This is a genomic window from Virgibacillus aidingensis, assembly GCF_010994035.1.
Classification (GTDB): Bacteria; Bacillota; Bacilli; order Bacillales; family Amphibacillaceae; genus Virgibacillus_N.
Genome location: NZ_WIXN01000027.1, coordinates 1 through 21,843 on the forward strand (window position 1 = coordinate 1; position 21,843 = coordinate 21,843).

At 38.4% G+C, this 21,843-nt stretch carries 40 protein-coding genes; 36 read left to right on the forward strand and 4 right to left on the reverse strand.

What is annotated here, in order from left to right; genetic code table 11:
* The 4 genes from GHD25_RS17560 to GHD25_RS17575 all read right to left on the reverse strand — a co-directional run.
* A partial coding sequence (locus GHD25_RS17560; RefSeq protein ID WP_164219295.1) for a tyrosine-type recombinase/integrase occupies positions 1-1,256 on the reverse strand: 1,256 nt, incomplete at its 3' end.
* 73 nt (positions 1,257-1,329) lie between these two features.
* Positions 1,330-1,875 (reverse strand): ImmA/IrrE family metallo-endopeptidase, encoded by a 546-nt coding sequence (locus tag GHD25_RS17565; RefSeq protein ID WP_164219297.1) that lies wholly within the window; start codon positions 1,873-1,875, stop codon positions 1,330-1,332.
* Between the two features lie 80 nt (positions 1,876-1,955).
* The gene (locus tag GHD25_RS17570; protein WP_164219299.1) at positions 1,956-2,537 is read right to left on the reverse strand and encodes a hypothetical protein; all 582 of its coding nucleotides are present in this window, start codon (positions 2,535-2,537) and stop codon (positions 1,956-1,958) included.
* Complete coding sequence (locus GHD25_RS17575) at positions 2,538-2,954, reverse strand: helix-turn-helix domain-containing protein (protein WP_164219423.1); 417 nt, start codon at positions 2,952-2,954, stop codon at positions 2,538-2,540.
* 152 nt (positions 2,955-3,106) lie between these two features.
* On the opposite strand from GHD25_RS17575, the gene GHD25_RS17580 reads away from it, so the two are divergent.
* The 36 genes from GHD25_RS17580 (at position 3,107) to GHD25_RS17750 (ending at position 21,794) form a co-directional block, all read left to right on the forward strand.
* Positions 3,107-3,352, forward strand: coding sequence for a helix-turn-helix transcriptional regulator (locus GHD25_RS17580; RefSeq protein WP_164219301.1), 246 nt, complete (start codon positions 3,107-3,109; stop codon positions 3,350-3,352).
* On the forward strand, positions 3,352-4,077 hold the full coding sequence (locus GHD25_RS17585; RefSeq protein WP_164219303.1) for an ORF6C domain-containing protein: 726 nt from the start codon (positions 3,352-3,354) through the stop codon (positions 4,075-4,077). The genes GHD25_RS17580 and GHD25_RS17585 overlap by 1 nt, the downstream gene beginning before the upstream one ends.
* Positions 4,078-4,104: 27 nt before the next feature.
* Positions 4,105-4,323 carry a helix-turn-helix domain-containing protein gene (locus GHD25_RS17590; protein ID WP_164219306.1) on the forward strand — a complete coding sequence of 73 codons (219 nt, stop codon included), beginning with the start codon at positions 4,105-4,107 and terminating at the stop codon, positions 4,321-4,323.
* A gap of 56 nt (positions 4,324-4,379) precedes the next feature.
* Entirely contained in the window at positions 4,380-4,895 is a 516-nt protein-coding gene (locus tag GHD25_RS17595) for a helix-turn-helix transcriptional regulator (RefSeq protein ID WP_164219308.1), read from the forward strand.
* Positions 4,892-5,155, forward strand: a complete 264-nt coding sequence (locus tag GHD25_RS17600; RefSeq protein ID WP_164219311.1) for a hypothetical protein — start codon at positions 4,892-4,894, stop codon at positions 5,153-5,155. The genes GHD25_RS17595 and GHD25_RS17600 overlap by 4 nt, the downstream gene beginning before the upstream one ends.
* 181 nt (positions 5,156-5,336) lie before the next feature.
* On the forward strand, positions 5,337-5,480 hold the full coding sequence (locus GHD25_RS17605; RefSeq protein ID WP_164219313.1) for a hypothetical protein: 144 nt from the start codon (positions 5,337-5,339) through the stop codon (positions 5,478-5,480).
* The gene (locus GHD25_RS17610) at positions 5,477-5,686 is read left to right on the forward strand and encodes a YqaI family protein (protein WP_164219316.1); all 210 of its coding nucleotides are present in this window, start codon (positions 5,477-5,479) and stop codon (positions 5,684-5,686) included. Before GHD25_RS17605 ends, GHD25_RS17610 begins: the two co-directional genes overlap by 4 nt.
* A 14-nt stretch (positions 5,687-5,700) precedes the next feature.
* Positions 5,701-5,922 carry a hypothetical protein gene (locus GHD25_RS17615; protein WP_164219318.1) on the forward strand — a complete coding sequence of 74 codons (222 nt, stop codon included), beginning with the start codon at positions 5,701-5,703 and terminating at the stop codon, positions 5,920-5,922.
* Positions 5,923-6,021: 99 nt separating this feature from the next.
* Positions 6,022-6,294 carry a hypothetical protein gene (locus tag GHD25_RS17620; protein WP_164219320.1) on the forward strand — a complete coding sequence of 91 codons (273 nt, stop codon included), beginning with the start codon at positions 6,022-6,024 and terminating at the stop codon, positions 6,292-6,294.
* A 1-nt stretch (position 6,295) separates the two neighbouring features.
* A complete protein-coding gene (locus GHD25_RS17625) occupies positions 6,296-6,520 on the forward strand; it encodes a hypothetical protein (protein WP_164219321.1) in 225 nt (74 codons plus the stop codon).
* Complete coding sequence (locus GHD25_RS17630) at positions 6,513-7,412, forward strand: hypothetical protein (protein ID WP_164219323.1); 900 nt, start codon at positions 6,513-6,515, stop codon at positions 7,410-7,412. Before GHD25_RS17625 ends, GHD25_RS17630 begins: the two co-directional genes overlap by 8 nt.
* Positions 7,378-8,346: a PD-(D/E)XK nuclease-like domain-containing protein gene (locus GHD25_RS17635; protein WP_240452410.1), complete on the forward strand. Its 969-nt coding sequence runs from the start codon at positions 7,378-7,380 to the stop codon at positions 8,344-8,346. The genes GHD25_RS17630 and GHD25_RS17635 overlap by 35 nt, the downstream gene beginning before the upstream one ends.
* A gap of 174 nt (positions 8,347-8,520) precedes the next feature.
* Entirely contained in the window at positions 8,521-9,363 is an 843-nt protein-coding gene (locus GHD25_RS17640; protein WP_164219325.1) for a hypothetical protein, read from the forward strand.
* On the forward strand, positions 9,281-10,204 hold the full coding sequence (locus tag GHD25_RS17645; RefSeq protein WP_240452411.1) for an ATP-binding protein: 924 nt from the start codon (positions 9,281-9,283) through the stop codon (positions 10,202-10,204). Before GHD25_RS17640 ends, GHD25_RS17645 begins: the two co-directional genes overlap by 83 nt.
* Complete coding sequence (locus GHD25_RS17650) at positions 10,204-10,380, forward strand: DUF6011 domain-containing protein (protein ID WP_164219327.1); 177 nt, start codon at positions 10,204-10,206, stop codon at positions 10,378-10,380. The genes GHD25_RS17645 and GHD25_RS17650 overlap by 1 nt, the downstream gene beginning before the upstream one ends.
* Positions 10,367-10,849, forward strand: a complete 483-nt coding sequence (locus GHD25_RS17655) for a YopX family protein (protein WP_164219329.1) — start codon at positions 10,367-10,369, stop codon at positions 10,847-10,849. Before GHD25_RS17650 ends, GHD25_RS17655 begins: the two co-directional genes overlap by 14 nt.
* Positions 10,842-11,174 (forward strand): hypothetical protein, encoded by a 333-nt coding sequence (locus GHD25_RS17660; RefSeq protein WP_164219331.1) that lies wholly within the window; start codon positions 10,842-10,844, stop codon positions 11,172-11,174. Before GHD25_RS17655 ends, GHD25_RS17660 begins: the two co-directional genes overlap by 8 nt.
* The gene (locus tag GHD25_RS17665; protein ID WP_164219333.1) at positions 11,167-11,325 is read left to right on the forward strand and encodes a hypothetical protein; all 159 of its coding nucleotides are present in this window, start codon (positions 11,167-11,169) and stop codon (positions 11,323-11,325) included. The genes GHD25_RS17660 and GHD25_RS17665 overlap by 8 nt, the downstream gene beginning before the upstream one ends.
* A complete protein-coding gene (locus GHD25_RS17670; protein ID WP_164219335.1) occupies positions 11,322-11,702 on the forward strand; it encodes a hypothetical protein in 381 nt (126 codons plus the stop codon). The genes GHD25_RS17665 and GHD25_RS17670 overlap by 4 nt, the downstream gene beginning before the upstream one ends.
* A 9-nt stretch (positions 11,703-11,711) precedes the next feature.
* Entirely contained in the window at positions 11,712-11,900 is a 189-nt protein-coding gene (locus GHD25_RS17675; RefSeq protein ID WP_164219337.1) for a hypothetical protein, read from the forward strand.
* Positions 11,897-12,184, forward strand: coding sequence for a hypothetical protein (locus GHD25_RS17680; protein ID WP_164219339.1), 288 nt, complete (start codon positions 11,897-11,899; stop codon positions 12,182-12,184). Before GHD25_RS17675 ends, GHD25_RS17680 begins: the two co-directional genes overlap by 4 nt.
* Entirely contained in the window at positions 12,181-12,342 is a 162-nt protein-coding gene (locus GHD25_RS17685; protein WP_164219341.1) for a hypothetical protein, read from the forward strand. The genes GHD25_RS17680 and GHD25_RS17685 overlap by 4 nt, the downstream gene beginning before the upstream one ends.
* A gap of 8 nt (positions 12,343-12,350) precedes the next feature.
* Positions 12,351-13,025, forward strand: coding sequence for a sigma factor (locus GHD25_RS17690; RefSeq protein WP_164219343.1), 675 nt, complete (start codon positions 12,351-12,353; stop codon positions 13,023-13,025).
* A gap of 33 nt (positions 13,026-13,058) precedes the next feature.
* Entirely contained in the window at positions 13,059-13,328 is a 270-nt protein-coding gene (locus tag GHD25_RS17695; protein WP_164219345.1) for a hypothetical protein, read from the forward strand.
* 42 nt (positions 13,329-13,370) lie between these two features.
* A complete protein-coding gene (locus tag GHD25_RS17700; RefSeq protein ID WP_164219347.1) occupies positions 13,371-14,024 on the forward strand; it encodes a dUTP diphosphatase in 654 nt (217 codons plus the stop codon).
* Positions 14,024-14,221, forward strand: a complete 198-nt coding sequence (locus GHD25_RS17705; protein WP_164219349.1) for a hypothetical protein — start codon at positions 14,024-14,026, stop codon at positions 14,219-14,221. The genes GHD25_RS17700 and GHD25_RS17705 overlap by 1 nt, the downstream gene beginning before the upstream one ends.
* Positions 14,218-14,745 (forward strand): Holliday junction resolvase RecU, encoded by a 528-nt coding sequence (locus tag GHD25_RS17710; RefSeq protein WP_164219351.1) that lies wholly within the window; start codon positions 14,218-14,220, stop codon positions 14,743-14,745. Before GHD25_RS17705 ends, GHD25_RS17710 begins: the two co-directional genes overlap by 4 nt.
* 11 nt (positions 14,746-14,756) lie before the next feature.
* Positions 14,757-14,960, forward strand: a complete 204-nt coding sequence (locus GHD25_RS17715; RefSeq protein ID WP_164219353.1) for a hypothetical protein — start codon at positions 14,757-14,759, stop codon at positions 14,958-14,960.
* Between the two features lie 31 nt (positions 14,961-14,991).
* Positions 14,992-15,192 carry an XtrA/YqaO family protein gene (locus tag GHD25_RS17720; RefSeq protein WP_164219355.1) on the forward strand — a complete coding sequence of 67 codons (201 nt, stop codon included), beginning with the start codon at positions 14,992-14,994 and terminating at the stop codon, positions 15,190-15,192.
* Positions 15,193-16,581: a hypothetical protein gene (locus tag GHD25_RS17725; protein ID WP_164219357.1), complete on the forward strand. Its 1,389-nt coding sequence runs from the start codon at positions 15,193-15,195 to the stop codon at positions 16,579-16,581.
* A gap of 323 nt (positions 16,582-16,904) precedes the next feature.
* On the forward strand, positions 16,905-17,366 hold the full coding sequence (locus tag GHD25_RS17730) for a sigma-70 family RNA polymerase sigma factor (protein WP_164219359.1): 462 nt from the start codon (positions 16,905-16,907) through the stop codon (positions 17,364-17,366).
* Between the two features lie 89 nt (positions 17,367-17,455).
* On the forward strand, positions 17,456-17,581 hold the full coding sequence (locus GHD25_RS20280) for a hypothetical protein (protein WP_276207851.1): 126 nt from the start codon (positions 17,456-17,458) through the stop codon (positions 17,579-17,581).
* A 103-nt stretch (positions 17,582-17,684) separates the two neighbouring features.
* The gene (locus GHD25_RS17735) at positions 17,685-18,041 is read left to right on the forward strand and encodes a hypothetical protein (RefSeq protein WP_164219361.1); all 357 of its coding nucleotides are present in this window, start codon (positions 17,685-17,687) and stop codon (positions 18,039-18,041) included.
* Positions 18,042-18,110: 69 nt separating this feature from the next.
* Positions 18,111-18,875, forward strand: a complete 765-nt coding sequence (gene terS, locus GHD25_RS17740; protein WP_164219363.1) for a phage terminase small subunit — start codon at positions 18,111-18,113, stop codon at positions 18,873-18,875.
* Positions 18,868-20,226 carry a PBSX family phage terminase large subunit gene (locus tag GHD25_RS17745; RefSeq protein ID WP_205601384.1) on the forward strand — a complete coding sequence of 453 codons (1,359 nt, stop codon included), beginning with the start codon at positions 18,868-18,870 and terminating at the stop codon, positions 20,224-20,226. The genes terS and GHD25_RS17745 overlap by 8 nt, the downstream gene beginning before the upstream one ends.
* A gap of 62 nt (positions 20,227-20,288) precedes the next feature.
* Positions 20,289-21,794 carry a phage portal protein gene (locus tag GHD25_RS17750; protein WP_164219365.1) on the forward strand — a complete coding sequence of 502 codons (1,506 nt, stop codon included), beginning with the start codon at positions 20,289-20,291 and terminating at the stop codon, positions 21,792-21,794.
* Positions 21,795-21,843: the final 49 nt, after the last annotated feature.

Sequence of the window (21,843 nt, forward strand, 5' to 3'; positions counted from 1 at the left end):
TCAGCCTTTTCGTCGTTTGTTCTTATTTTGTTTTTACCACTTGTTGACGAATTGTTGACGAATTGCCGTGGATCGAATTTATTGAACCGTTCTGCAGTAGCTTTACTTGCTTTTTTCGTAACATGTCCATATGTGTCTGTAGTAATTTTTGAACTGGAGTGGCCGGCTCTTTCCTGGACGTTCAAAAGACTTTCCCCTTCATTTAGCAGGAATGAAATCATCGTGTGCCGCAGATCATGTAGTCGGATGTTTTTTAACTTATGTCTCTCTCTTATTTTACCCCACATGGCTGTGGCAGCTTCCGGTATATAAGGTTTACCTCTTCCGGAATGAAATATATATTGATCGTACTCATCTATCCATTCATCACCGATCAATTCTTTTTCTTTATCCCACCATTCTTTAAAAGCTTTCATTTCTTCCATATACCATCCTGGCATTGGGATAATCCTTTTATCCTCATCTGTTTTTGTTGACTTCACGTGTGGTTTCCCATCTTCAAAAAAGGGAATACTTCTTGATAATTCAATATAACCTTCATCAAAATGGATGTCAGGCCATTGCAATGCAATTACTTCACCACGTCTCATTCCTGATATTGCTGCAGTAATGAAATACATACGCCAGACTATGTCCACTTTTTCATACATAACTTTCATAAATTGGACAACCTCTTCATCCTCATAGTACTTCATTCTCTTTTTTTTTACTTTGGGTCTGTTTAGACCTTTCATGGGACTCTCCTTGATTAATTGCCATTCAACAGCTTTATTCAGCACTACCCGGAACGTTTTATCAATCTCATATATAGTGGAATCACCCAAGGCCTCTTTTCGACCGCTAGCTGCAGCACCTGGAAGCGACACATCGTAAAGAAAATCCACAATATGCTTTGGCTTTATATCACTGAGTTTTCGGTGTCCGAATCTCGGCAGTATATAATTATTAAGTTTTTCAGTGTAATTTCTTATAGTTTTCCCTTCCAGGTGTTTATTTGCATGCTTTTCTATCCAATCGTCAACAAAGTCTGCAAACTTTAATTTTTCCGGATTAACGTATTCCCCGGCATCCACTTCCATCTGGAATTTTGCCAACTCGAGAGTCAGATAATCTTCTAATCTTTTTGTTGTTTTTAAAAGGGAATCATCTGTGATCCGTATCGTTTTAGTTTTCTTTTTCCGTTTTCCTTTAGCATCGTATCCAGCTTCTACTACAAGCAGGAATGATCTCTTGCCGCGTTTTTGATAGCTACCCAATTTAATAACCCCCCATCAATAGCATAAAGTCAAAATTTGTAGTAATGTTTGATGAAAAATATACAAATTCCACTTATACAGTAATGATGGCTTTGCTTTGTTTAAATACGTTTGTATCTTTTTTATTAATTAAATTACTATCGTTTAATCTCTCGTAGAAAAGAGCAGCTTTTATTTGTCTTTCATAATGTGCGAGTCTAAGATCAGCAAATTCATGGGTTACACTATACGTTTTTGCTATAAGATCAACTGATTGTGCTCTTTCTTTGTACAATTTCTGATTCAGTAACATAAAAGTAGGTACACAAAAGTGAAGAGCAAAGTTTCTTGCTTGGTATTCTTGTAACAATCTAAATGATTCGGGCATAATTAATTGAATTCCGACATGGAATAAAACGTGTGCCAGTTCATGACCAAATACTTCTTTTTGTTTTTCTGGCGACAACCGTGGATCCAAAACCACACACCCTCTAGAAGAAAATGATGCGGTTTGCAAATAACATAATTCAATATCGAGCCTATCAGCAATGTCATCAATAGAATGATCTGGCTGACATACATCGATTCTTTGATAAAGCTGCTGGACTAAATCTTCTAATGGTGTCATTACATATTTCATAATATCCCCTTTCTGAAAACGTATGTTCGGTTTAATTGTATAATAAATGGTGTACAAATGTGTGTACACCTAAAAGAAGGTTAGTTTTCGTTTGGCATAACAGCTTCAATTCGTTTATATTTACCTGCGATATCACTTGATAATTGATTGACCTTTTCATTAAAAGACTGCAATGATCCATCAGGGTTAAATGCCATATCTACATACTCTGTATAAAATGTATACATATCTAAAAGTTCGTCATATGTCTTTTCGAATTCTTCGGGAGGATCATTCAACTCATTGATTTTGTTCTTAATTTCATCCGCAGTTTTTTCTATATGATCCAAATCTCCAGAATCATTATAATAAGCATTTAAAGAGTGAATATTATTAGAAAAGTCATCCGGGATGTTATCGATGTTGTTTACTTCAAAATAACCTCTTACAACACTTTCTTCCAACCCTGTTATTGTAGACATTTCCGAAACAGGTATAGCGCCGCCACTTTGTATAGTATGGTCCCAAACAACCGCATATTGATTCAAAATTTCCTCTGCTTTGGCAGCGTTATCTAACATTTGGTCTGCAACATCCTGTAAACCTTCCCCATACTCTGCTGCCTGGCTATTACACCCAATTAAGAGACCACTAAATAACATAATAAATAATGCCTTTTTCACCTAATCTCCCCTTTTTGCTTTTCTTTCTTTTGCCTTATGGGTTATGTACTTAAAATGATTTTTGATCTCTTTGATATCTTCATCGGTTAGATTTTTCCAATCTTCAATGTTGTGAAAGAAAATATCCTCTATGCCATAATCTTCTACTATTTTTTTAATCTCTGCAAGGGAATCAGATTCATCGTTATTATTTTTGCGTGGTGTATTTGTTCTACCTAATAAATAATCTGTATCTACCCGAAAGTAATCAGCAAACTTTCTAATTAAATCCATATCAGGCTCTACATGATTGTTCTCATAATGTGAGTAGCGAGCTCTGGATATGCCTATTGAATCTGCAGTTTGTTCTTGCTTCTCACCTTTATTGTTACGCAATTCTTTTAACCTTTTCCCGAATACATCATTCTTTTTTTCCATTAATAACACCCCATATCACCTCCTATTATATATGAAATGCGATAAAAAATTTATCCATGATAAAATATTTTTCAAAAAAGTGTTGACGATAAAAAACTTATCATGTATAGTTTAGATAGCGATAAAAAACTTATCAAAAAAGAGGTGACAAAATGGAACGCGAATTACTATTACAGCTTAGAAGTGAATACAATCTTACCCAACAACAACTGGCTGAAGAACTTAAGTTATCAACGGTTTATGTTCGAAAGTTAGAGAAGGGAGTGGTAAACCCTGGCAGGGAAACAATGTTGAAATATGAGCGTTTTTTTGAAAAAGATATGCGTCAACTTTTCCCGGATCTTTTTTTTAACAATAATGATAAAAAATTTATCAAAAATGCTCAGGAGGTTATCTAATGAACCAATTAAAAGTTATTTCGGTTGAAGGGCAGTTAGTAACCGATAGCCGTGATGTAGCTAAGTCGATCGGAAAAGAACACAAAGAATTAATGAGAACAATCAGGCAATATGTAGGTGTTTTAACCAGCGCAGATTTACGCTCGTTAGATTTCTTCATTCCGTCTTATTACCAAGACGCTAAGGGAGAGCAAAGGCCTTGTTTCTGTCTCACTCGAAAGGGTTGTGACATGGTTGCAAATAAAATGACCGGCGAGAAAGGTGTTCTTTTTACAGCTGAATATGTAACTCGCTTTGAAGAAATGGAACAAGAGCTCAAGAAACCAAAAGTACTAAGCGACAAGGAACAACGAATAGAAATGCTTAAGCTATCACTTGAACTGGAAGAGAAATCGCAAGAGCACGATCAGAGAATCACCAACCTCGAAGAAACTATGCGCATTGATGGTGGACAAGAATTCCAAATCAGGAAAAAAGCAAACCAGATTGTTGTTGAAGCCCTCGGTGGCAAAGAATCACCAGCTTACAAAGAATTAGGCCGAAAAGCATTTTCGGAATTCTGGAAAGATTTTAAAGGTCACTTTAATCTTCCGCGTTATGGCGATCTCCCCAAAAAGAAATTTGAGGACGGTTTAAGATTCATTGGAATGTGGCAGCCATCCACCGGTTTGAGAATAGGCATCGAAAATACTAATCGCCAACATACAATCCAGGAGGTTATTTAAAATCAGCAACTAAAGGAGTGATCTAAGGTGCTTAAGCGTTACACGGTAAAAGATGCTGCGGAGTATCTCGGCGTACACACTGACACGATATACACTATGGTCCGGCAAAAAGAAATACCACATTTCCGTTTACGCCGCCGGATAATGTTTTCCAAGGAAGCAATTGATAATTGGATCCGTGAACAAGAGCAAAATAACGTCCAAGAAAAAGAGGACGATCAATCTATGTTTCTATCATACTACTAATTTTAGTAACAATGATTAACCAAATATATACAAAAATCAAAGGAGGAACCAAAAAAATGAAAGTAGGAAAGCACTTGAAAGGACTGAGGGATAGAAAAGACTACACCCAGGAAAATGTGGCTACTGATCTCCACATCAGTAAGCCCCTTGTATCCCACTTAGAAAAGGATCGCAGAAACATGACTAAGGAATTAGCAAAGCAGAGTGTTGCAGCTTTTAACGACGCACAATACGGCTTTGAGATTGCCCGAGAGACAGCAAGAGACTACATAACACCATTGGCAACTGCAAACAAAGCAATTGAGTGGCATCGCTTGGCACTGGAGGAAACATTTAAACGTGAAGCTGCTGAAGCAATTGAACATTTTAATAATGTGAGCCTGGCAAAGCATCCAGATTTTGCAACGGATGAGGAAATCCAGGAGATAAAAATCGGAGTCAAAGAGTTATTGGATGTGCAGACAACAATAAATTCATTCATTGCGAGACTTGAACAGGTTTACCCTGTGACTGTTAAGGAGTGCATGCAAAAAAGGTTACCAGAATGGAAAGCGAAAGGATGGATTATATGAGATTACACAAGCATTTTATGCCGGAGGATTTAAAGCAAGCGAGTAAAGAGAGCTGGTGCGCTAAGGATTTATTACAGTTGATTAGCGAATTGCTGGAAGCTGGAGAAGTCGAAAAAGCCAAGCACTATTCTACCGATTTAACTAAATCCCTTCATGAGCTTAGTAAATTAGCTGACAAAAAGCGTATTGCAGAAAGTTACGCTAAAATGCTGCGACAAATGGGAGTCCAGGGTGAGCTAATTAGGAGGAATTTCTTTTGAATGAAAGGCACATAAATCTGTTTTTTAAACTGTCTTTTGTCGGTAGTATGCTATTCCTTCATTTTGCATTAGTAAACAGCTAGGGGGGTAAAAATGGCAGCATCTGAATTTTGGTGGCATATAGCGGGTGCGGCAATAGTAATGCTTTTTATCTTATCGATTCTGGAGGGAGTGATTAAATATGGATGATTTGATCAAGCAAGCTGAAACCCTACGCAAAAGCATCAAGCGAAAGGAAAGGGAAATAGACAATCCGGCACTAGTAATGGGCATTCTGAACGAGCTCGATTTCTTTATCGAAAACGTAAAGGAGGAAGAAGAATGAATCATCCATTGATAGGCCAAATTGAGCGGACAGGATATCCGCGAGAAATGTTGGAACAACCGGAACACAGCGGCATTGATGCACTTGGAACAGAAATCCTGTCAGGCGATAAGATTTATGAATTTGGTCATGAAACAGTCCTGGAGGATAACTTGGAAGAATTTTTGGTGGAACATTTAGGCGTTGAGATTAGAGAAGCGCAATAAAGGAGGGGATTAAATTGACGAAAATAAAGTCTCTGAAAGTAATCAATACCACAGATGAAAATGGTTATTCTTTTGGATATGAAGTTGGTCAACAGGGAGTCGAGAAAATCATTGATGCAACTCTTGAATTCCCGGATTCAGTCAGTCGGATGTATATGGTATATGGCCCTAAAGAAAATTTGATAGCGAGCATCGAGGATGCACCTGTTGTAATTGAGTATTTTAAACAAAAATAAAACGCCTCTGCAAAGGCGCTTTTAAAAAAGAATTTTTCATAAAAACTTGTAACCCTATTATATCACAATTTAATAGGGCTGCAATTAGGAGGAAGCGGAATGGCTTATGTATTTTTAGGTAATTTAACAACAATGCAATTGTCTAAAAGATTAGGTATCACACTCTCGGAAGATGAGGCCCAGAAACTAGAAGAAAGTCGTATTGACAACGCCCAGGCGATACCAAAAGGGAAATGGCATTGCTTTGATGCGCCTTTTGCAATCCATGCAGGCGATTATGATACAGCTTTACTTTTGGCAGAGACACTTAGGCCATACGAAGGCGACATGAAAACTAGTGTTCAAATAGCTATAAACAGTAGGAGGAATTGAGATGAAAGTAAGAGAGTTAATAGAGGAATTATTGGACTTCCCAATGGATTCAAATATTGAAGTCGAATTAGATTTAAATGACGACACTGAGTGGGAGGATTTTGAGGTCCAACAAAACATAACTACGCAGGAGATTTATTTGGAAGTTAATTTAAGGGACAAAGTGCTGATTGATGCCGATGAGTATGAAAAATTAAAAGAGTTGGAGGATGAAATTAATGAATAATTTAACCGATCAGTATCAAGAAAGCCAAAATGGAACACTTGCACAAGCGCAATCCAGTAGAGAAATGGAGGAAGTGAAGGGTCAAATTTTCATGGCCCGTCAGTTTCCCAGAAATGTATTTCAATCAGAACAAAGGATTTTGGATAACTGTAAACGTCCGGATTTAGCACAAGCAGCAGTGTACAGCTACCCAAGGGGAGGCACTAAGGTAGAAGGTCCATCCATTAGATTAGCGGAAGTGTTAGCGCAAAACTGGGGAAACCTTGCTTTTGGTGTAAAAGAGTTAGAGCAACGTCCTGGGGAATCAGTTGCCATGGCATACGCATGGGATTTGGAAACAAACGTTAGACAAGAAAAAGTATTCACGGTACCGCATACACGAAAAGCGAAAGGTAACATAAAAAAGCTTGAAGATCCACGTGATATTTATGAATTAGTTGCGAATAACGGAGCTAGGAGGTTACGCGCCTGCATTCTAGGAATCATTCCAGGTGACATCGTTGAAAAGGCGGTAGAGGAATGTAACCGGACCTTGCAAGGCAGTAACAAAGAACCACTAAAAGACCGGATTTCAAAAGCGTTAACAGCATTTAAAGACCAGTATCGAGTAACTCAAGAACAAATAGAAGAACGTATGGGATATAACGTTTCAGCTTTTACAGAGCGTGATTATGCAGATCTTATAAAGATATTCACATCGTTAAAGGATGGCATGAGCAAACCGGAAGACTGGTTCTCCAAGGAAGTGAAGACAAAGCAAGAATCAAAGCTTACAGAAGCCTTTAAAGAAGATAAGACCAAAGACACCAAGAAAGAAAGTAAGTCCGAAGAAAAGCCAAAAAAGGATGTGAAAGCTGATGCAAGCGGCCAAGAAGAACTCACCTTCGAATAAGCGGCAACAGATAAAAAGAATCATCCATTTGAACAATGAAGAATTTACTGTAAAAGAATTATCCAAAATGTACAACGTCAATCCAAACACGATATACAGTAGGTTGCGACGGAATCAACCGGCAATCACTCAAAACGAAATGAACAATCTGAACCAAACTAACTATTATTCATTAGGGATGGACAGGCGATATATGTCTGTCTCCCTCTTTAAGAAATTTGATAAATGTGAAGCTGACGCATTGGCCTACCTTAACGGCGAATATACCAGCTTTCCAAATGCCGCAATGATGGTCGGAAACTATACACATGCTGCATTTGAGTCAGAAGAAGCATTTGCAACATTCCAGGAGAAGCATAACAGTGCGATCTTTAAGAAGCGCGGCGGCAAATATGCGGATTATGAGCAGGCAGACAGGATGATTGAAGCTCTTAAAAATGACAGTTTTGCAATGTTTGCCATGGAAGGTGAAAAAGAGCAAATCTATACAGCAAATATCTTCGGTATCGATTGGAAAATGAAGGTTGACTCTATAAACCATAAACGTAAGCTATTCACGGATTTAAAGACTACCAGAGACATACATGCAAGGTCCTGGAGTGAGAAGTATGACGGCTGGGTATCTTTCATCGAAAAGTGGGATTACGTACTGCAAATGGCTATTTACAGGAAGATTATTGAGTATAACACAGGTGAAGCATATACGCCTTATATCGTGGCAGTCAGCAAGGAATCGATCCCGAACAAGGCAGTAATTTACTTCGATGAAAGCCGATTCGATTTTGAGTATGAGTATGTAGAAATGAAACTGGAACGGATAAGTGAAGTGAGGTCCGGTGAAGCAGATCCAGTAGCTTGCGGGAAATGTGACTACTGTAAATCTACTAAGAAGTTAAACGCCCCGGTCGAGGTTGGCGAACTGATTTATGTATAACAAGACTAACGTTCTGCTCCCAGGGTGGATCTGGGAGCAAGCAAAAGACCAGGAAGAGTTAAAGCAGCTTGTTTTAGAATACATGAAACGGTATCCCGGATATAGAACTTTGAAGGTTAAAGGTAAATTTGCGGTTTGTGAGATTGATAGACACTAGAGGTTGGGGGCATTGAAATGAAAGGTTTTATAAGCTTGCACAGAAAATTAATGGACAATCCAATATGGTCAGACCCCAATTACTTAAAGTTATGGATTTATTGTTTATTTGAAGCTTCACATAAAGACAGGGAACAACTGGTTGGTAATAAAATAGTTTCCTTGAAAAGAGGGCAATTTGTGACCGGGAGATTTTCGTTAGCAGAGGAAATGAATAAGGGTGTAAAACCGAAACAACGATTAAATGAAAGAACTTGGTGGCGACACTTAAACAACTTTGAACAGTGGGGCATGTTGACCATCAAAAGTACCAATAAATATTCGGTTGTAACCATTGATAACTACGATGTTTACCAAAATGTATTCAGTGACAATGCCCATAAAACTGACCATCAATTGTCCAACAAAAGTCCAACAACTGACCAACAAATGTCCACAAACAATAATGTTAATAATGTTAATAATGTAATAAACGCTACTACCGATAGCGCGCCGGAAGAAAATCACCAAAAGATTTTAAATCGCTATATGGAATTGAAAGGGCATTTCATGTTTAGTCCAAAAGACGAAACTGCAGCTAAAGAAATAGAGCAATCTGGTATACCGCCTGATAAAGCAATTGAATTTTTAGAAGAGCGTTTCAGAACATTTCAACCTAAACATTCCAGAGACAAGATAAATTCTTTAGATTACTGCGTTGGTTTTATATTGGACCGTTACCACGAAGAAAAGGAAGGTGAGTCTAATGGCAGCAGGGTTCACGGATCTGGGTTCAGCAATGCAACAGGTACTGGAAAGGGCACAAGCTATGAGCAAGCAATACGAGAGCTCGAAGCCGCAGAACGAGCCTTCGGACGCTGAGTGCAAAGCATGTAATGATACCGGTTTTTTGATTGAAAAAGCGGAACAAGAACAGTACAACGGCGAAATTATTATTAAAGATTTAGGAAGGCCATGCCATTGCATGAAACAAAAAAGCCTTAAAAACAGATTTAAAAACGCTCTAATTCCTGAAGAGTTCAAGGATGCCAGGTTTGATAATTACAAGACCGAAAGTGATGTGCAACAAACGCTTTTACATGCAACACAAGAATACCTTAAAGAATTCCCGAGCATTATCAAAGATAAACCGGAGCATAACAGCTTAGGGTTCCTGGCGGTATTTGGTGAAAGTAGGATTAGATCATTGTCTGGAGAGGCGAAATACAAAGCAAAGCAAGATCATAACAATTTTGGCCTTGGGAAAACGCACCTGCAGATGGCAGCCGCCAAATGGATATTAAATCGGATCCGCGTACGTGACGAGATTGCTCCAGGACAATATTCCAAGTTCGACAGGGGAGCAAGAGTCTTATGTGTATCGGACATTACTTTCATGGACGATTTAACAAATGCGCGTATGGCAGGTGATGGCGGAGAAACGCTGAGTAAGCTATTGGAAAGTGCGATCGCTGCTGATGTACTGGTTTGGGATGATCTGGGCAAAGCCAAATGGTCGGAATCAAAAGAGGGCCTGTACTACCAAATCATCAATGAGCGATATTTGCATAAGCGGCCAATTCTATTCAGCTCCAATGAGGATGCCGGAACATTGAGCGACAAAATTGGTTATGCGGCTTCCAGTAGACTGCTAGGAATGTGCGGAGATAGATTGTACCGGGTTGAAGGAGACGATTATAGATTGCGAAAGGAGAGGTTTTAATGGGAGCATGCACCAGATGCGGCAGAAAGCTAAAAGACAGGAAAAGCATTGACCGTGAATTTGGTCCGGTTTGCTATAAGAAATATTTGAAAGAGCAAGAGCAAGAGGAAGTGGGATTGGCGGAGAACCAGATGGAAATTGATGAATTGGAGGGGGAGAATCATGAGAACAATTAAATTCAGGGGAAAAACTTTAGAAGATGCTGGATTAAGAAAAGCAGGGGAATGGGCGTACGGCGGTTACTTTGTTGACTATTGCTATGGTGGATGTTCTGAAGGTAAGCATCATATTGTGGAGTGGAACTCTACAGGAATGGGATATTTTGCGCACACTCTTGTTGAAAAAGAGTCAGTAGGTCAATTTACGGGTTTAAAAGATAAGCATGGCAAGGAGATTTATGAAGGGGATCTTGTTAAAACTCATGACCAAAACAACGTTATTGAATACCGACATGGTTCATTCATGATTATAGGTCTACATGAGGATAAATACGAGAGAACTTATTCTCGGTTTTATCATTATCTGATTGATTCTACTATACCGCATGTGGAAGTTAGTAGGTTTGATGGAGTCACCACTACTTTAGAAGTCATCGGAAATCGATTTGAAAACCCCGAACTGTTAGAAGGTGAATCGCATGTTTGATACAACAGAATGTCCTTATTGTGAATATGAAAACGATATGTCCGATGCTCTAAGTGACGGATTATCAAGCGACAACACATTCGATTGGGAGTGTGAAAATTGTGAGGAGGAATTCGAGGTTTTCGTTGAATTCGACCCAGTGTATTATCCATCGAAAATAGTTTATGAGAAATGTCAAAAGTGCGGAACTACAACTAGAGATATATGTGAGAAAGGGCGTATTTTCCCATACCCGGCGCATTATAAAGAAACGAAGATTTGCAGACCTTGCTTTCATAAAGGCTATTTAGAGGAACTTGAAATGGAGGAAAAATCCCATGTGTAAAACCTGCAACGGAACGGGCGGCCTAACGATAGACAACGGCTACTACCTGCAATTCGAGCCCTGCCCGGACAGCGATTGTGACTTTGTCCGGGATGACAGTGACTTAGAAAAGCTAAAAGAGGCAGTGGGAATGGAGGCTGCCCCTATATGAACACAGCATCTAATACAACGCCAATGCTTCCACTCACAGGAAACCATGAATTTATCCTGGAGGATTTGGAGCCGGCTTTTCCAAAAGGTCAAGTCGCTCAAATAACTAGAGATTGGCACGCAGGCATGGACATATATTTTATCGCTAAAAAATATAAAAGGGATCCGGATGAAATCTTTTTAGCTTTGTTCGATCAAGCAAGAAAGGGAAAAATAAAACGGCCATATGCTTATCAGAGAAAAGAACCAACCAAAGTAGAAAAAGGAACTAAACAAGCAGCTGTCATTGAAGTAAAGAAATTGAAAAAGGGAGAGCCCAGCGTTATTGAAATAGGCGGTAGAAGGTTCGTTTATGAGCCTGAGACCAAGCGGAAATGAGGGGATGTAATGCAACAACTATCCATTTTTGGCGGCGAACTCCCCGAACCGGGCGATAGCTTAGAAACTCCAAACGGAAAAATAAAGGTTATCGGCTATCGGACTACCTGGGGAGGACAAGAACTCATTTTGTGGGAGGAAAAAGGGTTTTTGAAAGGTTGTCCGCCGGATGAATTTATGAGAGGGGAATTTGAATGAGTGTATGGGTGCATGAAAGGAAAGAAGTTCACGAAACAGCGGTAAGCAAGGTCCTTTTAAACCTTATGCTTTATGATGAAAACTTTAGAAGGATAAGGAAACGGGATAAAGCATGCAAGCTTTGCAGAAAACCATTTAAAAATATGGATTCTTTGCATGTGGGGTTCACTGACAAAGGCAATAAGTTGATGTGCTGGACATGTGCTGATAAAGCTATCGAACACGGAGTTGAGTGCTTCGATTATCTCAAAAAAAGATGGATAAATAAAGGAGAATCGGAATGAGACCAATCAGAGCACACGATATGCAGGAAGACATCATGATCAATCACATCGTAGAGGAATTAAATAACAGATTTAATTATCACGATACGGAAGGCAAGTCACTCAGGGAACTTAAATACAAACTTGCAGCATTTAGAGCAATGGAAGTGGAGGCGTAAAGCAGGGGGTGAGAGTCATCAAAAAGATAAATGGGGAATTATTGAGCGAGGAAGAATGCTATAGAAAACATAAAAGATTAATTCCTTTAGCACTTAGAACATCGCTCCCAGTCGCACGAAACGCGGGATTGGATCCGGATGATTTAATAAGCGAGGGCAATATAGCACTTATCAAGTCTTACAGAAATTTTGACGACAGCAAGGGATATAAATTTTCAACCTATGCTGTGAAGAATATCAGGCTCCAGGGATTAAAATTCTTACGTGATCATTCAAAAACTGTTAAGCATCCCCGCCGCGCATTGGAGCTTGCAAATAAAATCAATTCAGCTGACTATGAAGAACTATCAAAAAAGGAAATAGCTGAAAAGCTCAATGTGTCGGTAAAGAATGTGCAGTTAGCTTTCTCCAGTATGATGCAAGAAGAATCTTTGCAAAAGGTAGTATCAGATGAAAATGAAAAGATGACTTTGCTTGATCAGATGGGAATGAGAGCAGATTATACGGAAGTTTATGTCAATGATTTTATAGCAAGCCTGGAGCCTGTTGAACAGAATATAGTAAAAATGCGCTTGGAAGATAACACTCAATCGGAGATCGGGCAAAAAATGGGATATACCCAGCCGCATATAGGTCGGCTGAATAAGAGGATCGGGGAAAAGTATTTGAAGTATGTGATGTGAAGTGGAAACAAAATTTGGAGCAAGGTGAAGGAAATGGAAAACAGATTGTTCATACATGCTTACAACAAAGGTGAGAACATCAATTTTTATAAAGGTTATTACAACGGAACTGAATTTGTTCCAAAAATAGGTTCCTGTAAGTCTATAGATGAATTACTCCAATTAGATTACGTTCAATTTTATGGGGATGACGGATTGACATTGCACATTGGTCACAAAATGCATAAAAAAAATCTGGAGGACAAGATGAAACGTGAATATATAAAAACTTTTGGAGACGTAGAACAAACTAAATTATTCTAAAGTCTAATTTCTGATTAAGAACCGACACAAGGAGAGGAAACAATGAACCTACAAAAACTAATAGACAAGCAGGGTGAGCTTTTGAATTTCATTCTGCAGGAAAAGAATTTAAATGAACAGGATGTAGTTAAAGACACATTCCTGGCATTGCAAGTAGAACTGGGAGAATTTGCGAATGAGGGTCGCTGGTTTAAGTATTGGAGTGAGGACCAAAGTCCAAAAACATCTATAAGTCTAGGCGACTGTATTCACTGTAATGGTAAAGGATTTAATGGCTTAGACGAGTGTACACAATGCAATGGTAAACGAAAAACAATTAATAACCCACTCCTAGAAGAATACGTTGACGGAATGCATTTCTTCCTGCAAGTAGCAATCCTCAACAAATGGGAAGATGCACTATTTATCTTTGAAGAGCAGCTGGACCCTAATGAATTTGATGGAAAATTGACGGAATGGTTACTAGAAACGCTTTACTTTATCAATAAGTCATATTTTGAAAATCCTACTGATGAACAGAACGAAAAATGGATAAAAGCATTTGGTTTCCCGGAAAGCCAGTACCATTTTAGAACAGCGTGGATATTATTCCTAAATATCGGGATTAACGGTTTCGGCTTTACGTATGAGGATATAGAGAATGCTTACATGGATAAGAACAAAATTAACCATGAACGTCAGGAGGCGGGTTACTAATGGTCGATATCGCCGAAAAACAGCGGCAAAGAAGAATCAACGATCGTAAAGTAGAGTTGATAAATGAATTATATAGGCTTGGAGTCTACGAAACTAGAGACGGAAGAAAAGTAGAGGATTTAAGTCTTTTCACCTTGGAACATGTCCACATTACCGAAGAATGTCGTGCAGCAAAAGCATACGGTGAATGCCGATGACAATTTACACAGGCAAGCGCGGACAAGCGTTTGAATACACATTGGATTACACTAACAAGCTTTATGAAAACCAGGGAAGGGCGCTCATAAACAAGCGTCCTACTCCCATGAAGATCATAGGTAAAACAAGAGGGAAACAGCATATATGCGTTTTTGATAAGAAATCAACAGTGGATTATGACGGAATATATGCCGGGTGTGCAATCACTTTTGAAGCCAAAACAACCGAAAAAAAGAGCTTTCCTCTTTCCATGTTAACCGAACACCAGGTCAAATATCTGAATGAAGCAGAAAAACAAAGAGCCATATCATTCGTAATCGTCGAAATGAGGGCGCTGAGAGACGTTTTCCTTGTTCCGAATAATATGGTTCAGAAGTATATAAGAAAAGCTGAACATGGCGGCAGGAAATCAATTCCTATGGATGATTTGGAGATTTATGCATTCATGGTCGAGTCAAAGAATGGTGTTCCATTAGATTATTTGTCAGCAGTCGATAGATTGATAGCTGCAGAAACAGCTTAGGAGTGATCTGCATGGCTGAAATAGTTAAAAGGTTCAAAGTAAGGCACAAATACAGATGTCTTTTTGAAAACCCGGAAAAGCAAGAAATAATTTATGTCCTGTATGAGGACCTGGATGGATATATCAACTATGAGTATTGCGATGATGGAACGCGGCAAGTTTATAAGATGACACCTGTAGAACTTTTCCGGAATTACGAGAGGATATGGGATTAAACCAGTCTGGCAATCATAAGGGGGCCATCAATTGCGTTTAAAAGATTTAGACATAAACCCTAGTACTATGCGCCTAGAAATTGATATAATGGAGACAGAGGGAAACTTTGCCATTGTAGTCAGCGAGGGAAAGGCAAGGTTAGCTGAACTTCCTGTGCATGGTGAAACAAAGATTATTACGCATCAAGGGAAGGTGAAGCGGATTAAATGGGATGAGGGGGAAGAGTTTTAAATGACAGAATTACTATTTAGTAAGAGTTTGGGATTTATATTAGACGAGTATTATTCACAACTTTCTGCATTAGAAAGTTACGTAGCATCCATAGAAGAACTTTTACTAGAACGTCATAAAAGTAGTATAAATAGAGAGAAAGAAAGTATTACAGAAGTTCAAAAGGAAATTTCTCAGCAACTATTGAGAAAAACAATAGAAAGATTGGAGAGGGAAATTGCGAAAGATGAAGTTGCCGCAACTAAAGAATCAGAAGAAGAACTTGATAATGTATTACAAAAACTACAAGATGTTGAAAAAGAAATAGGACCCAGAAAAACCACTTTAAACGCTGATGTTGATTTTGGAGAGGGGGAGGGTTATTTATCTGTATGGTATCACGACGAAAGAACAAAACATAGATTTGACAATTATTTCAATAGCATTGAAGAGGTTAGGAGTCATACTGAACTACTTTATAAATCATCTTTGATAACTTTAGCTGTAAATTTTGAGTTACTTATAACCAACATATTACAATATAGGGCTTATAACTATCCAGCTTCAATAAATATAAATAAAAAAACTTTAACTTTGTCCGAAATTGAAAAGATTGGAAGCATAGAAGAAGCAAAAAATTACTTAGTAGAACAGCATGTAACCGATATCATGAGACAGTCTAATGAAAGTTGGATAAAGCATATAAAATCAAATTTCAGTATTACTTTAGAAAAAGAATTACAGGATTACGAGAAAATAATTAATGAAGTATTTAATCGTAGGAATCTTATTGTGCATGGTGGAGGAGAGGTAAATAATATTTATCTAACCAAGGTTGATGAGAAATTAAGAGAAGGAATAAAAAAAGGAGATAAAATTAAAATTGATAAAGAGTATATACTATCAAGTATTGACATTTTTCGGGTATATGGTCTTTCACTTATGTACACTTGTTGGATGAGTTTAGAGAAAGAGAATGAAGAAAGAGTTAGGATAGGGCAAGAATACGCCTTTGAATTGCTTAGAAAAGAAAAATACTTTTTAGCACAATTATTATATAAAACAATATTAAAAGATAAATTGTCTCAGGAAATGGAATATCTCATAAAGATTAATTATTGGCAGACTTTTAAATGGCAAGGAGAATTTTTTAAGGTGAAATCCGAGGTAGAAGAAATAGATTTTAGCGCATCTAAATCTATTTATCAAATGTGTAAAAACTTATTGCTAGATAACAATACAACAGCAATTGAAAACCTGGAATCAGTACTTATTTCGGAGGATTATACAATGATGGATTTACTTGATTGGCCAATAATTCAACCACTATATGACAAAGAAAAATTTCAACAAATCCTGGAAAGAGAGGGGATAAATATTGAAACAGTCAATTCAAGTGAACATCCGTAAGGATAATGAAATAGGAACAAAAACAGAAAGAAACCTGATTCGATATGATATTAGTAAAAAAGAAATTGAAATTTTAATAGACAAGAAAATAGCAGATATTTACTTTGGGTATATAAAATAAGAGTTCTACCAGCCAACTGGAGGACACTGAATGACAGCTTAGCTGCTGCCGTTTGGTGTCCTTTTTTATTTTATTTAGAAAGGTAGCATGCAAATGTACAAGTGGAAAATCAATAAGTACAGAAAAGATAAAAGAACGGGTCCGGTAAGTCCAGTTAAGGCAAGTGAATATTACAAATACCTTCTTAAGGGAGTGGGTTTTGATGGACGTAAAAGAGATAGAAAATCTAATTTATCAATATCACTGGAGAAAAAGAGAGATGGACAGGATTGAAGGTATTTTGTGGAGGAGCTTTAGCAAGAGTCCATCAGTTGGACTGGTTTCCCAATACGGAGTAGAGGCTACGTTACCAAAACCAAATACTAGCATTAAGAGCCAGGCCGAAATGGAAGCGATGGATGCAAGAGAAAGACGATTACTGAACAGATGGCGGGAATATAAACAAATAGTCCAATCCATTGAAAGTATGGGAGATTGCCTGCAGGATCCACAGCAATTAATTATATTGGATTGCATGATGGAAGGAATGAGCTACAGATCAATAGCAGATCATCTAGGCATCAATAGAAACAAGATTAGAGAGATGAAAGAAAACATGCTGTGCCAAATATGCCAAAAATGCCACTTCTTGCATGATTTGATTTTAGAAAAATTTGTAGTTTAAAATGGGAGGGAGGTCGGCGCGGCAAAATACCTCTATGTTACGTTTGTTACTGGGTTATACTGGGTACCGTTTTTACAGGAGGTGCTCTTATGGCAGAAAGAGACAAAGGTAGGACAAAGCCCGGCCAGGTCAGCAGAGAAAATACGACAAATACAAGCAAGAAGGATTCCCGATTGCAAGGTAGATCGGGACCAAATAAGAATAAGAAAGAGTGATAAAGGCATCCACAGCGGGTGTCTTTTTACATAAAATTTTAATTCCTTCTAAGTATGGTTTTAATTTTCTGATTATAGTAAGATTACACTAGGAGGGGATAAGATGAATGAGCCGTTATTTGATGGAATACACAAAGTACCTAATGAAATAGTTATTAAAAAAATGAAATATTTTATAGACAGAGCAAACAAGCTAATGGAGTTGTATGAAGAAGATAAAAGGGCTACTGTGATATTAGCAAGAGAGCTCCGGAATGAGTTAAGAGTAGAATACAAAAACAACGATTTAATAAGAATAGAAAAAGCTTATAATAATCACGAATTATTTTCTAGATACTACAGACCAGCGGTGGCTGAAGCGTATACGAAAACAACCGGGCAATTAACGGAAAGAAAAGCATTTAGTTTTTTGTGGGATGTAGATAGTTATATGAATTATTATATGCCAGAGAAACATTAAATTATTCTAGCACCTCTATAGGTGCTTTTTTAAATTCAAAAATATATGTCGGGGGTGGAGTTGATGTAAATGGCTAATTGGGAGGAAATACGTAGAGAGTGGGAAACAAGCAAAATTACATTAGCTGCACTTGCCGATAAGCATAATGTAAAGCTGGGTACATTAAAAAGCAGAAAAAGCCGGGAGAAATGGTCGAGGAATGCAACCGGCAAAAAGGATGCAACCAAAAGTCAGAAGGTTGCAACCCATTATAAAGAGATGCAGCCAGCTAAAAAAAAGAAAGCTACATCTAATGCACAGAAAAATAGGAGTGGTAACCCTAATCCAAAGAACCAATTCACAAAACGGAACAGTGCAGCTAGAAAGCATGGTTTCTTTAGCAAGTACATTCCTGCAGAAACGTTAGAGATAATGGGAATGCTAGATAAAGAGGATCCGGCCGACTTAATCTGGGATCAGATACAAATACAGTATGCAGCTATCATACGTGCTCAACAGGTAATGTACGTTGAGAATAAAGACGAAATAATTAAGGTGCTGAAAAAGAAGAAAGACGGCATGGACATACAAGAGCGGGAATGGGAGTTCCAGTTTGCTTGGGATAGACAGGCAAGCTTTTTAAACGCGCAGTCAAGAGCTATTGCTGAATTGAGATCATCTATAAAGCAATTTCTTGAAATGGCTCATGATGAGGACGAACGCAGATTGAAATTAGAGTTAATGCAAGCCAACATAGATAAATCTAAAGCCGAAGCTGAGAAGTTGAGCAGGGAACAAGGCGAGGAAATAGAAGAAATCGTTATTGTCGACGAATGGGGCGATGGTAATGATTAAAGAGAAAAAGCAGATAGTATTTAATGTCCAGAAGAACGTTAATCCCCATTTTAAGGATGTATGGCGATCCAAAAAACCTTATAACATATTAAAAGGCGGCCGTAACTCTTTTAAATCATCCGTTATTGCTTTAAAGCTCGTTTTCATGATGGTTTTATATATAATGGCTGGAAAGAAAGCTAATGTAGTCGTTTTGCGAAAAGTAGGCAGCACAATAAGAGACTCAGTTTACAACAAGGTCCAGTGGGCTATTAAACTGTTAGGCTTAACTAAAAGCTTTAAATCGACCGTTTCACCTTTCAAATTAACCCATAAAAAAACAGGGTCAACATTCTATTTTTATGGCTTGGATCAATTTGTAAAGTTAAAATCAAATGATATCGATGATCTCATTGCAGTCTGGTATGAAGAAGCTGCAGAGTTTGAAACGGAAGAAGAATTTGATCAGACAAACATTACGTTTATGCGGCAAAAGCATGAAGCTGCGCCATTTGTACAGTTCTTTTGGTCTTATAATCCACCGCGGAATCCATACCATTGGATAAATGAATGGGCGGACAGGATGATTGGAGTAGAAGATTACCTGGTACATGAGTCCAGTTATTTAGATGACACACTCGGATTTATTACGGACCAGATGTTGAAAGATATAAACCGGATTAAGAATAATGATTATGATTATTACCGGTATATTTATCTTGGCGAGCCTGTTGGGTTAGGTACCAATGTTTATAATATGAACCTGTTTAAAGAGTTAGAAGAGTTGCCATCGGATGATAGAATCATTGGTTTATATTACTCTACAGATGGCGGCCACTCGCAGTCAGCAACAACACACGGCTGTTATGGGCTGACCGCTAAAGGTAAAGTCATATTGCTTAATACGTATTATTATAGTCCGGCCGGTAAAGTGGACAAAAAAGCACCGAGCGAGCTGTCGAAAGAATTAAATGAATTTATAACCAAAACAGCTACGCAAGATTATTGGCAAGGTGCCAGGATTATGAATCGAACCATAGACAGTGCCGAGGGGGCACTCAGGAACCAGTATTACAAGGACTATAGGCAGCATTTAACGCCAGTAAATAAGAAAAAGAAAGTGGATATGATTGACTACCCAACTGACCTTTTAGCACAGGGTCGTTTTTATTATCTCAAAAATCCGTATCCAACCGGAATGGATCATGCAGATAGTAACGAGATTTTCATTGAAGAACATAAAAAGTTCTCCTGGAATGAGAAAACAGTCAACAGTGATAATCCGCAAGTTATCGAAGAAGACGATCACACTTGTGACCAATTTATATATCTATGTTTATCCAATGCACGTGACTTCAGATTGAAAGTCTAGGAGGTGACAGGTTGAATATTATAGACCGCATTAAAGGCTGGTTTAGGAAAGGAGGTTACGCATTGACTGGCAATACATTACGGAGTATTAATGATCATCCTAAGATTAATATTGACCCGGAGGAATTAGAGCGCATTGAGCGCAATATAAGAGAGTATTCCGGGGACTATCCCCAGGTAAAATACTATAATTCAAACGGCGACTTAAAGAAGCGAAAATACATGCATTTGAACATACGTAAGCTAAGCGCAAACGTACTTGCTGGCCTTGTTTTTAACGAGCAGTGCGAAATATACGTTTCGGATGCAGATGAAAACGGAGAAGAGACTAACAGCTTTAAATCTGCTCATGAATTTATTCAGCACGTATTTGAGCATAACAAATTCAAGAAGAATCTAGCGGACTACCTGGAGCCGACGTTTGCCGTTGGTGGCCTGTCTGTTCGTCCTTATCTTGGAGACAATGGGGAAATGGAATTCTCCTGGGCTATTGCAAATGCTTTTTATCCATTACGTTCTAACAGCAATGGTATTAGTGAGGGGGTAATGAAGTCCGTTACTACTAAAGCAGATGGTGACAAACTCACATATTACACTCTGCTTGAATTTCATGAGTGGGAAAAGAGCGAAACCGGAGATGATTTGTATGTTATCACAAATGAACTATACAAGTCAGAATCGCCCGGAGAAATCGGGAAAGAAGTTCCTCTGGAAGAAATATACGAAGGGCTGCAGAAGCAAACCCATATTCGTGGCTTGTCACGTCCGATATTTAATTATTTGAAGCCGTCCGGATTTAACAATATTAATCCTCACAGCCCGCTTGGTTTAGGTATATGTGATAATGCTACATCGACGCTGAAAGACATTAACGATACTTATGACCAATTTGCCTGGGAAAAGAGAATGGGGCAGCGGACCGTATTTGTGGATGATGCGGTATTAAATACCCTGCCAGATGAAAGTGGCGCACCTCCAAAACAAATATTTGACCCGGATGTCAATGTGTTTAAGTCTATGCGGATGGGCGATAAGGGTAAAGTCATTCATGATGTCACCCATGACATTCGGACAGAACAATATACCTCTGCCATCAACCAGTCACTGCGGACCCTGGAGATGGAATTAAAACTATCTGTAGGCACATTCTCTTTTGACGGTCGCAGCATGAAAACAGCTACAGAAATAGTCAGTGAAAATGATTTGACCTTCCGTACTAGGAACGAGCATGTATACGAGGTAGAACAGTTTATTAAAGGACTGGTTATATCAGTTTTGGAGCTTGCAAAGTTCTACGGACTATATACGGGTCCAATACCTTCACGTGAGAACATCGGCGTGGACTTTGATGACGGGGTATTTCAGGATAGGGCAGCACTGTTGCGATTCTATGGACAGGCTAAGACGTTTGGCTTTATTCCATCCACTGAAGCTATCCAGCGTATCTTTAAAGTACCAAAAGAAACCGCTGAGGAATGGTATGACATGATCCTAAAAGAAGAGAATGCTATTGATCCGACAGAAATAGGTGAAAATGCTGCAAGGCATATGTTTGGGCAGGAGGAGTGATTGAATGCTTGAATTTATAAAAAGATTGTTCATTTCACCCAGACACGAT

Bases quoted from the DNA above. Each gene is read 5' to 3' on its own strand.
- GHD25_RS17565 (WP_164219297.1), bottom strand. From the start codon at position 1,875: ATGAAATATGTAATGACACCATTAGAAGATTTAGTCCAGCAGCTTTAT.
- GHD25_RS17575 (WP_164219423.1), bottom strand. From the start codon at position 2,954: ATGGAAAAAAAGAATGATGTATTCGGGAAAAGGTTAAAAGAATTGCGT.
- GHD25_RS17580 (WP_164219301.1), top strand. From the start codon at position 3,107: ATGGAACGCGAATTACTATTACAGCTTAGAAGTGAATACAATCTTACC.
- GHD25_RS17585 (WP_164219303.1), top strand. From the start codon at position 3,352: ATGAACCAATTAAAAGTTATTTCGGTTGAAGGGCAGTTAGTAACCGAT.
- GHD25_RS17595 (WP_164219308.1), top strand. From the start codon at position 4,380: ATGAAAGTAGGAAAGCACTTGAAAGGACTGAGGGATAGAAAAGACTAC.
- GHD25_RS17600 (WP_164219311.1), top strand. From the start codon at position 4,892: ATGAGATTACACAAGCATTTTATGCCGGAGGATTTAAAGCAAGCGAGT.
- GHD25_RS17605 (WP_164219313.1), top strand. From the start codon at position 5,337: ATGGATGATTTGATCAAGCAAGCTGAAACCCTACGCAAAAGCATCAAG.
- GHD25_RS17610 (WP_164219316.1), top strand. From the start codon at position 5,477: ATGAATCATCCATTGATAGGCCAAATTGAGCGGACAGGATATCCGCGA.
- GHD25_RS17620 (WP_164219320.1), top strand. From the start codon at position 6,022: ATGGCTTATGTATTTTTAGGTAATTTAACAACAATGCAATTGTCTAAA.
- GHD25_RS17625 (WP_164219321.1), top strand. From the start codon at position 6,296: ATGAAAGTAAGAGAGTTAATAGAGGAATTATTGGACTTCCCAATGGAT.
- GHD25_RS17630 (WP_164219323.1), top strand. From the start codon at position 6,513: ATGAATAATTTAACCGATCAGTATCAAGAAAGCCAAAATGGAACACTT.
- GHD25_RS17635 (WP_240452410.1), top strand. From the start codon at position 7,378: ATGCAAGCGGCCAAGAAGAACTCACCTTCGAATAAGCGGCAACAGATA.
- GHD25_RS17640 (WP_164219325.1), top strand. From the start codon at position 8,521: ATGAAAGGTTTTATAAGCTTGCACAGAAAATTAATGGACAATCCAATA.
- GHD25_RS17645 (WP_240452411.1), top strand. From the start codon at position 9,281: ATGCAACAGGTACTGGAAAGGGCACAAGCTATGAGCAAGCAATACGAG.
- GHD25_RS17650 (WP_164219327.1), top strand. From the start codon at position 10,204: ATGGGAGCATGCACCAGATGCGGCAGAAAGCTAAAAGACAGGAAAAGC.
- GHD25_RS17655 (WP_164219329.1), top strand. From the start codon at position 10,367: ATGAGAACAATTAAATTCAGGGGAAAAACTTTAGAAGATGCTGGATTA.
- GHD25_RS17660 (WP_164219331.1), top strand. From the start codon at position 10,842: ATGTTTGATACAACAGAATGTCCTTATTGTGAATATGAAAACGATATG.
- GHD25_RS17665 (WP_164219333.1), top strand. From the start codon at position 11,167: ATGTGTAAAACCTGCAACGGAACGGGCGGCCTAACGATAGACAACGGC.
- GHD25_RS17670 (WP_164219335.1), top strand. From the start codon at position 11,322: ATGAACACAGCATCTAATACAACGCCAATGCTTCCACTCACAGGAAAC.
- GHD25_RS17675 (WP_164219337.1), top strand. From the start codon at position 11,712: ATGCAACAACTATCCATTTTTGGCGGCGAACTCCCCGAACCGGGCGAT.
- GHD25_RS17680 (WP_164219339.1), top strand. From the start codon at position 11,897: ATGAGTGTATGGGTGCATGAAAGGAAAGAAGTTCACGAAACAGCGGTA.
- GHD25_RS17685 (WP_164219341.1), top strand. From the start codon at position 12,181: ATGAGACCAATCAGAGCACACGATATGCAGGAAGACATCATGATCAAT.
- GHD25_RS17695 (WP_164219345.1), top strand. From the start codon at position 13,059: ATGGAAAACAGATTGTTCATACATGCTTACAACAAAGGTGAGAACATC.
- GHD25_RS17700 (WP_164219347.1), top strand. From the start codon at position 13,371: ATGAACCTACAAAAACTAATAGACAAGCAGGGTGAGCTTTTGAATTTC.
- GHD25_RS17705 (WP_164219349.1), top strand. From the start codon at position 14,024: ATGGTCGATATCGCCGAAAAACAGCGGCAAAGAAGAATCAACGATCGT.
- GHD25_RS17710 (WP_164219351.1), top strand. From the start codon at position 14,218: ATGACAATTTACACAGGCAAGCGCGGACAAGCGTTTGAATACACATTG.
- GHD25_RS17715 (WP_164219353.1), top strand. From the start codon at position 14,757: ATGGCTGAAATAGTTAAAAGGTTCAAAGTAAGGCACAAATACAGATGT.
- GHD25_RS17725 (WP_164219357.1), top strand. From the start codon at position 15,193: ATGACAGAATTACTATTTAGTAAGAGTTTGGGATTTATATTAGACGAG.
- GHD25_RS17730 (WP_164219359.1), top strand. From the start codon at position 16,905: ATGGACGTAAAAGAGATAGAAAATCTAATTTATCAATATCACTGGAGA.
- GHD25_RS20280 (WP_276207851.1), top strand. From the start codon at position 17,456: ATGGCAGAAAGAGACAAAGGTAGGACAAAGCCCGGCCAGGTCAGCAGA.
- GHD25_RS17735 (WP_164219361.1), top strand. From the start codon at position 17,685: ATGAATGAGCCGTTATTTGATGGAATACACAAAGTACCTAATGAAATA.
- terS (WP_164219363.1), top strand. From the start codon at position 18,111: ATGGCTAATTGGGAGGAAATACGTAGAGAGTGGGAAACAAGCAAAATT.
- GHD25_RS17745 (WP_205601384.1), top strand. From the start codon at position 18,868: ATGATTAAAGAGAAAAAGCAGATAGTATTTAATGTCCAGAAGAACGTT.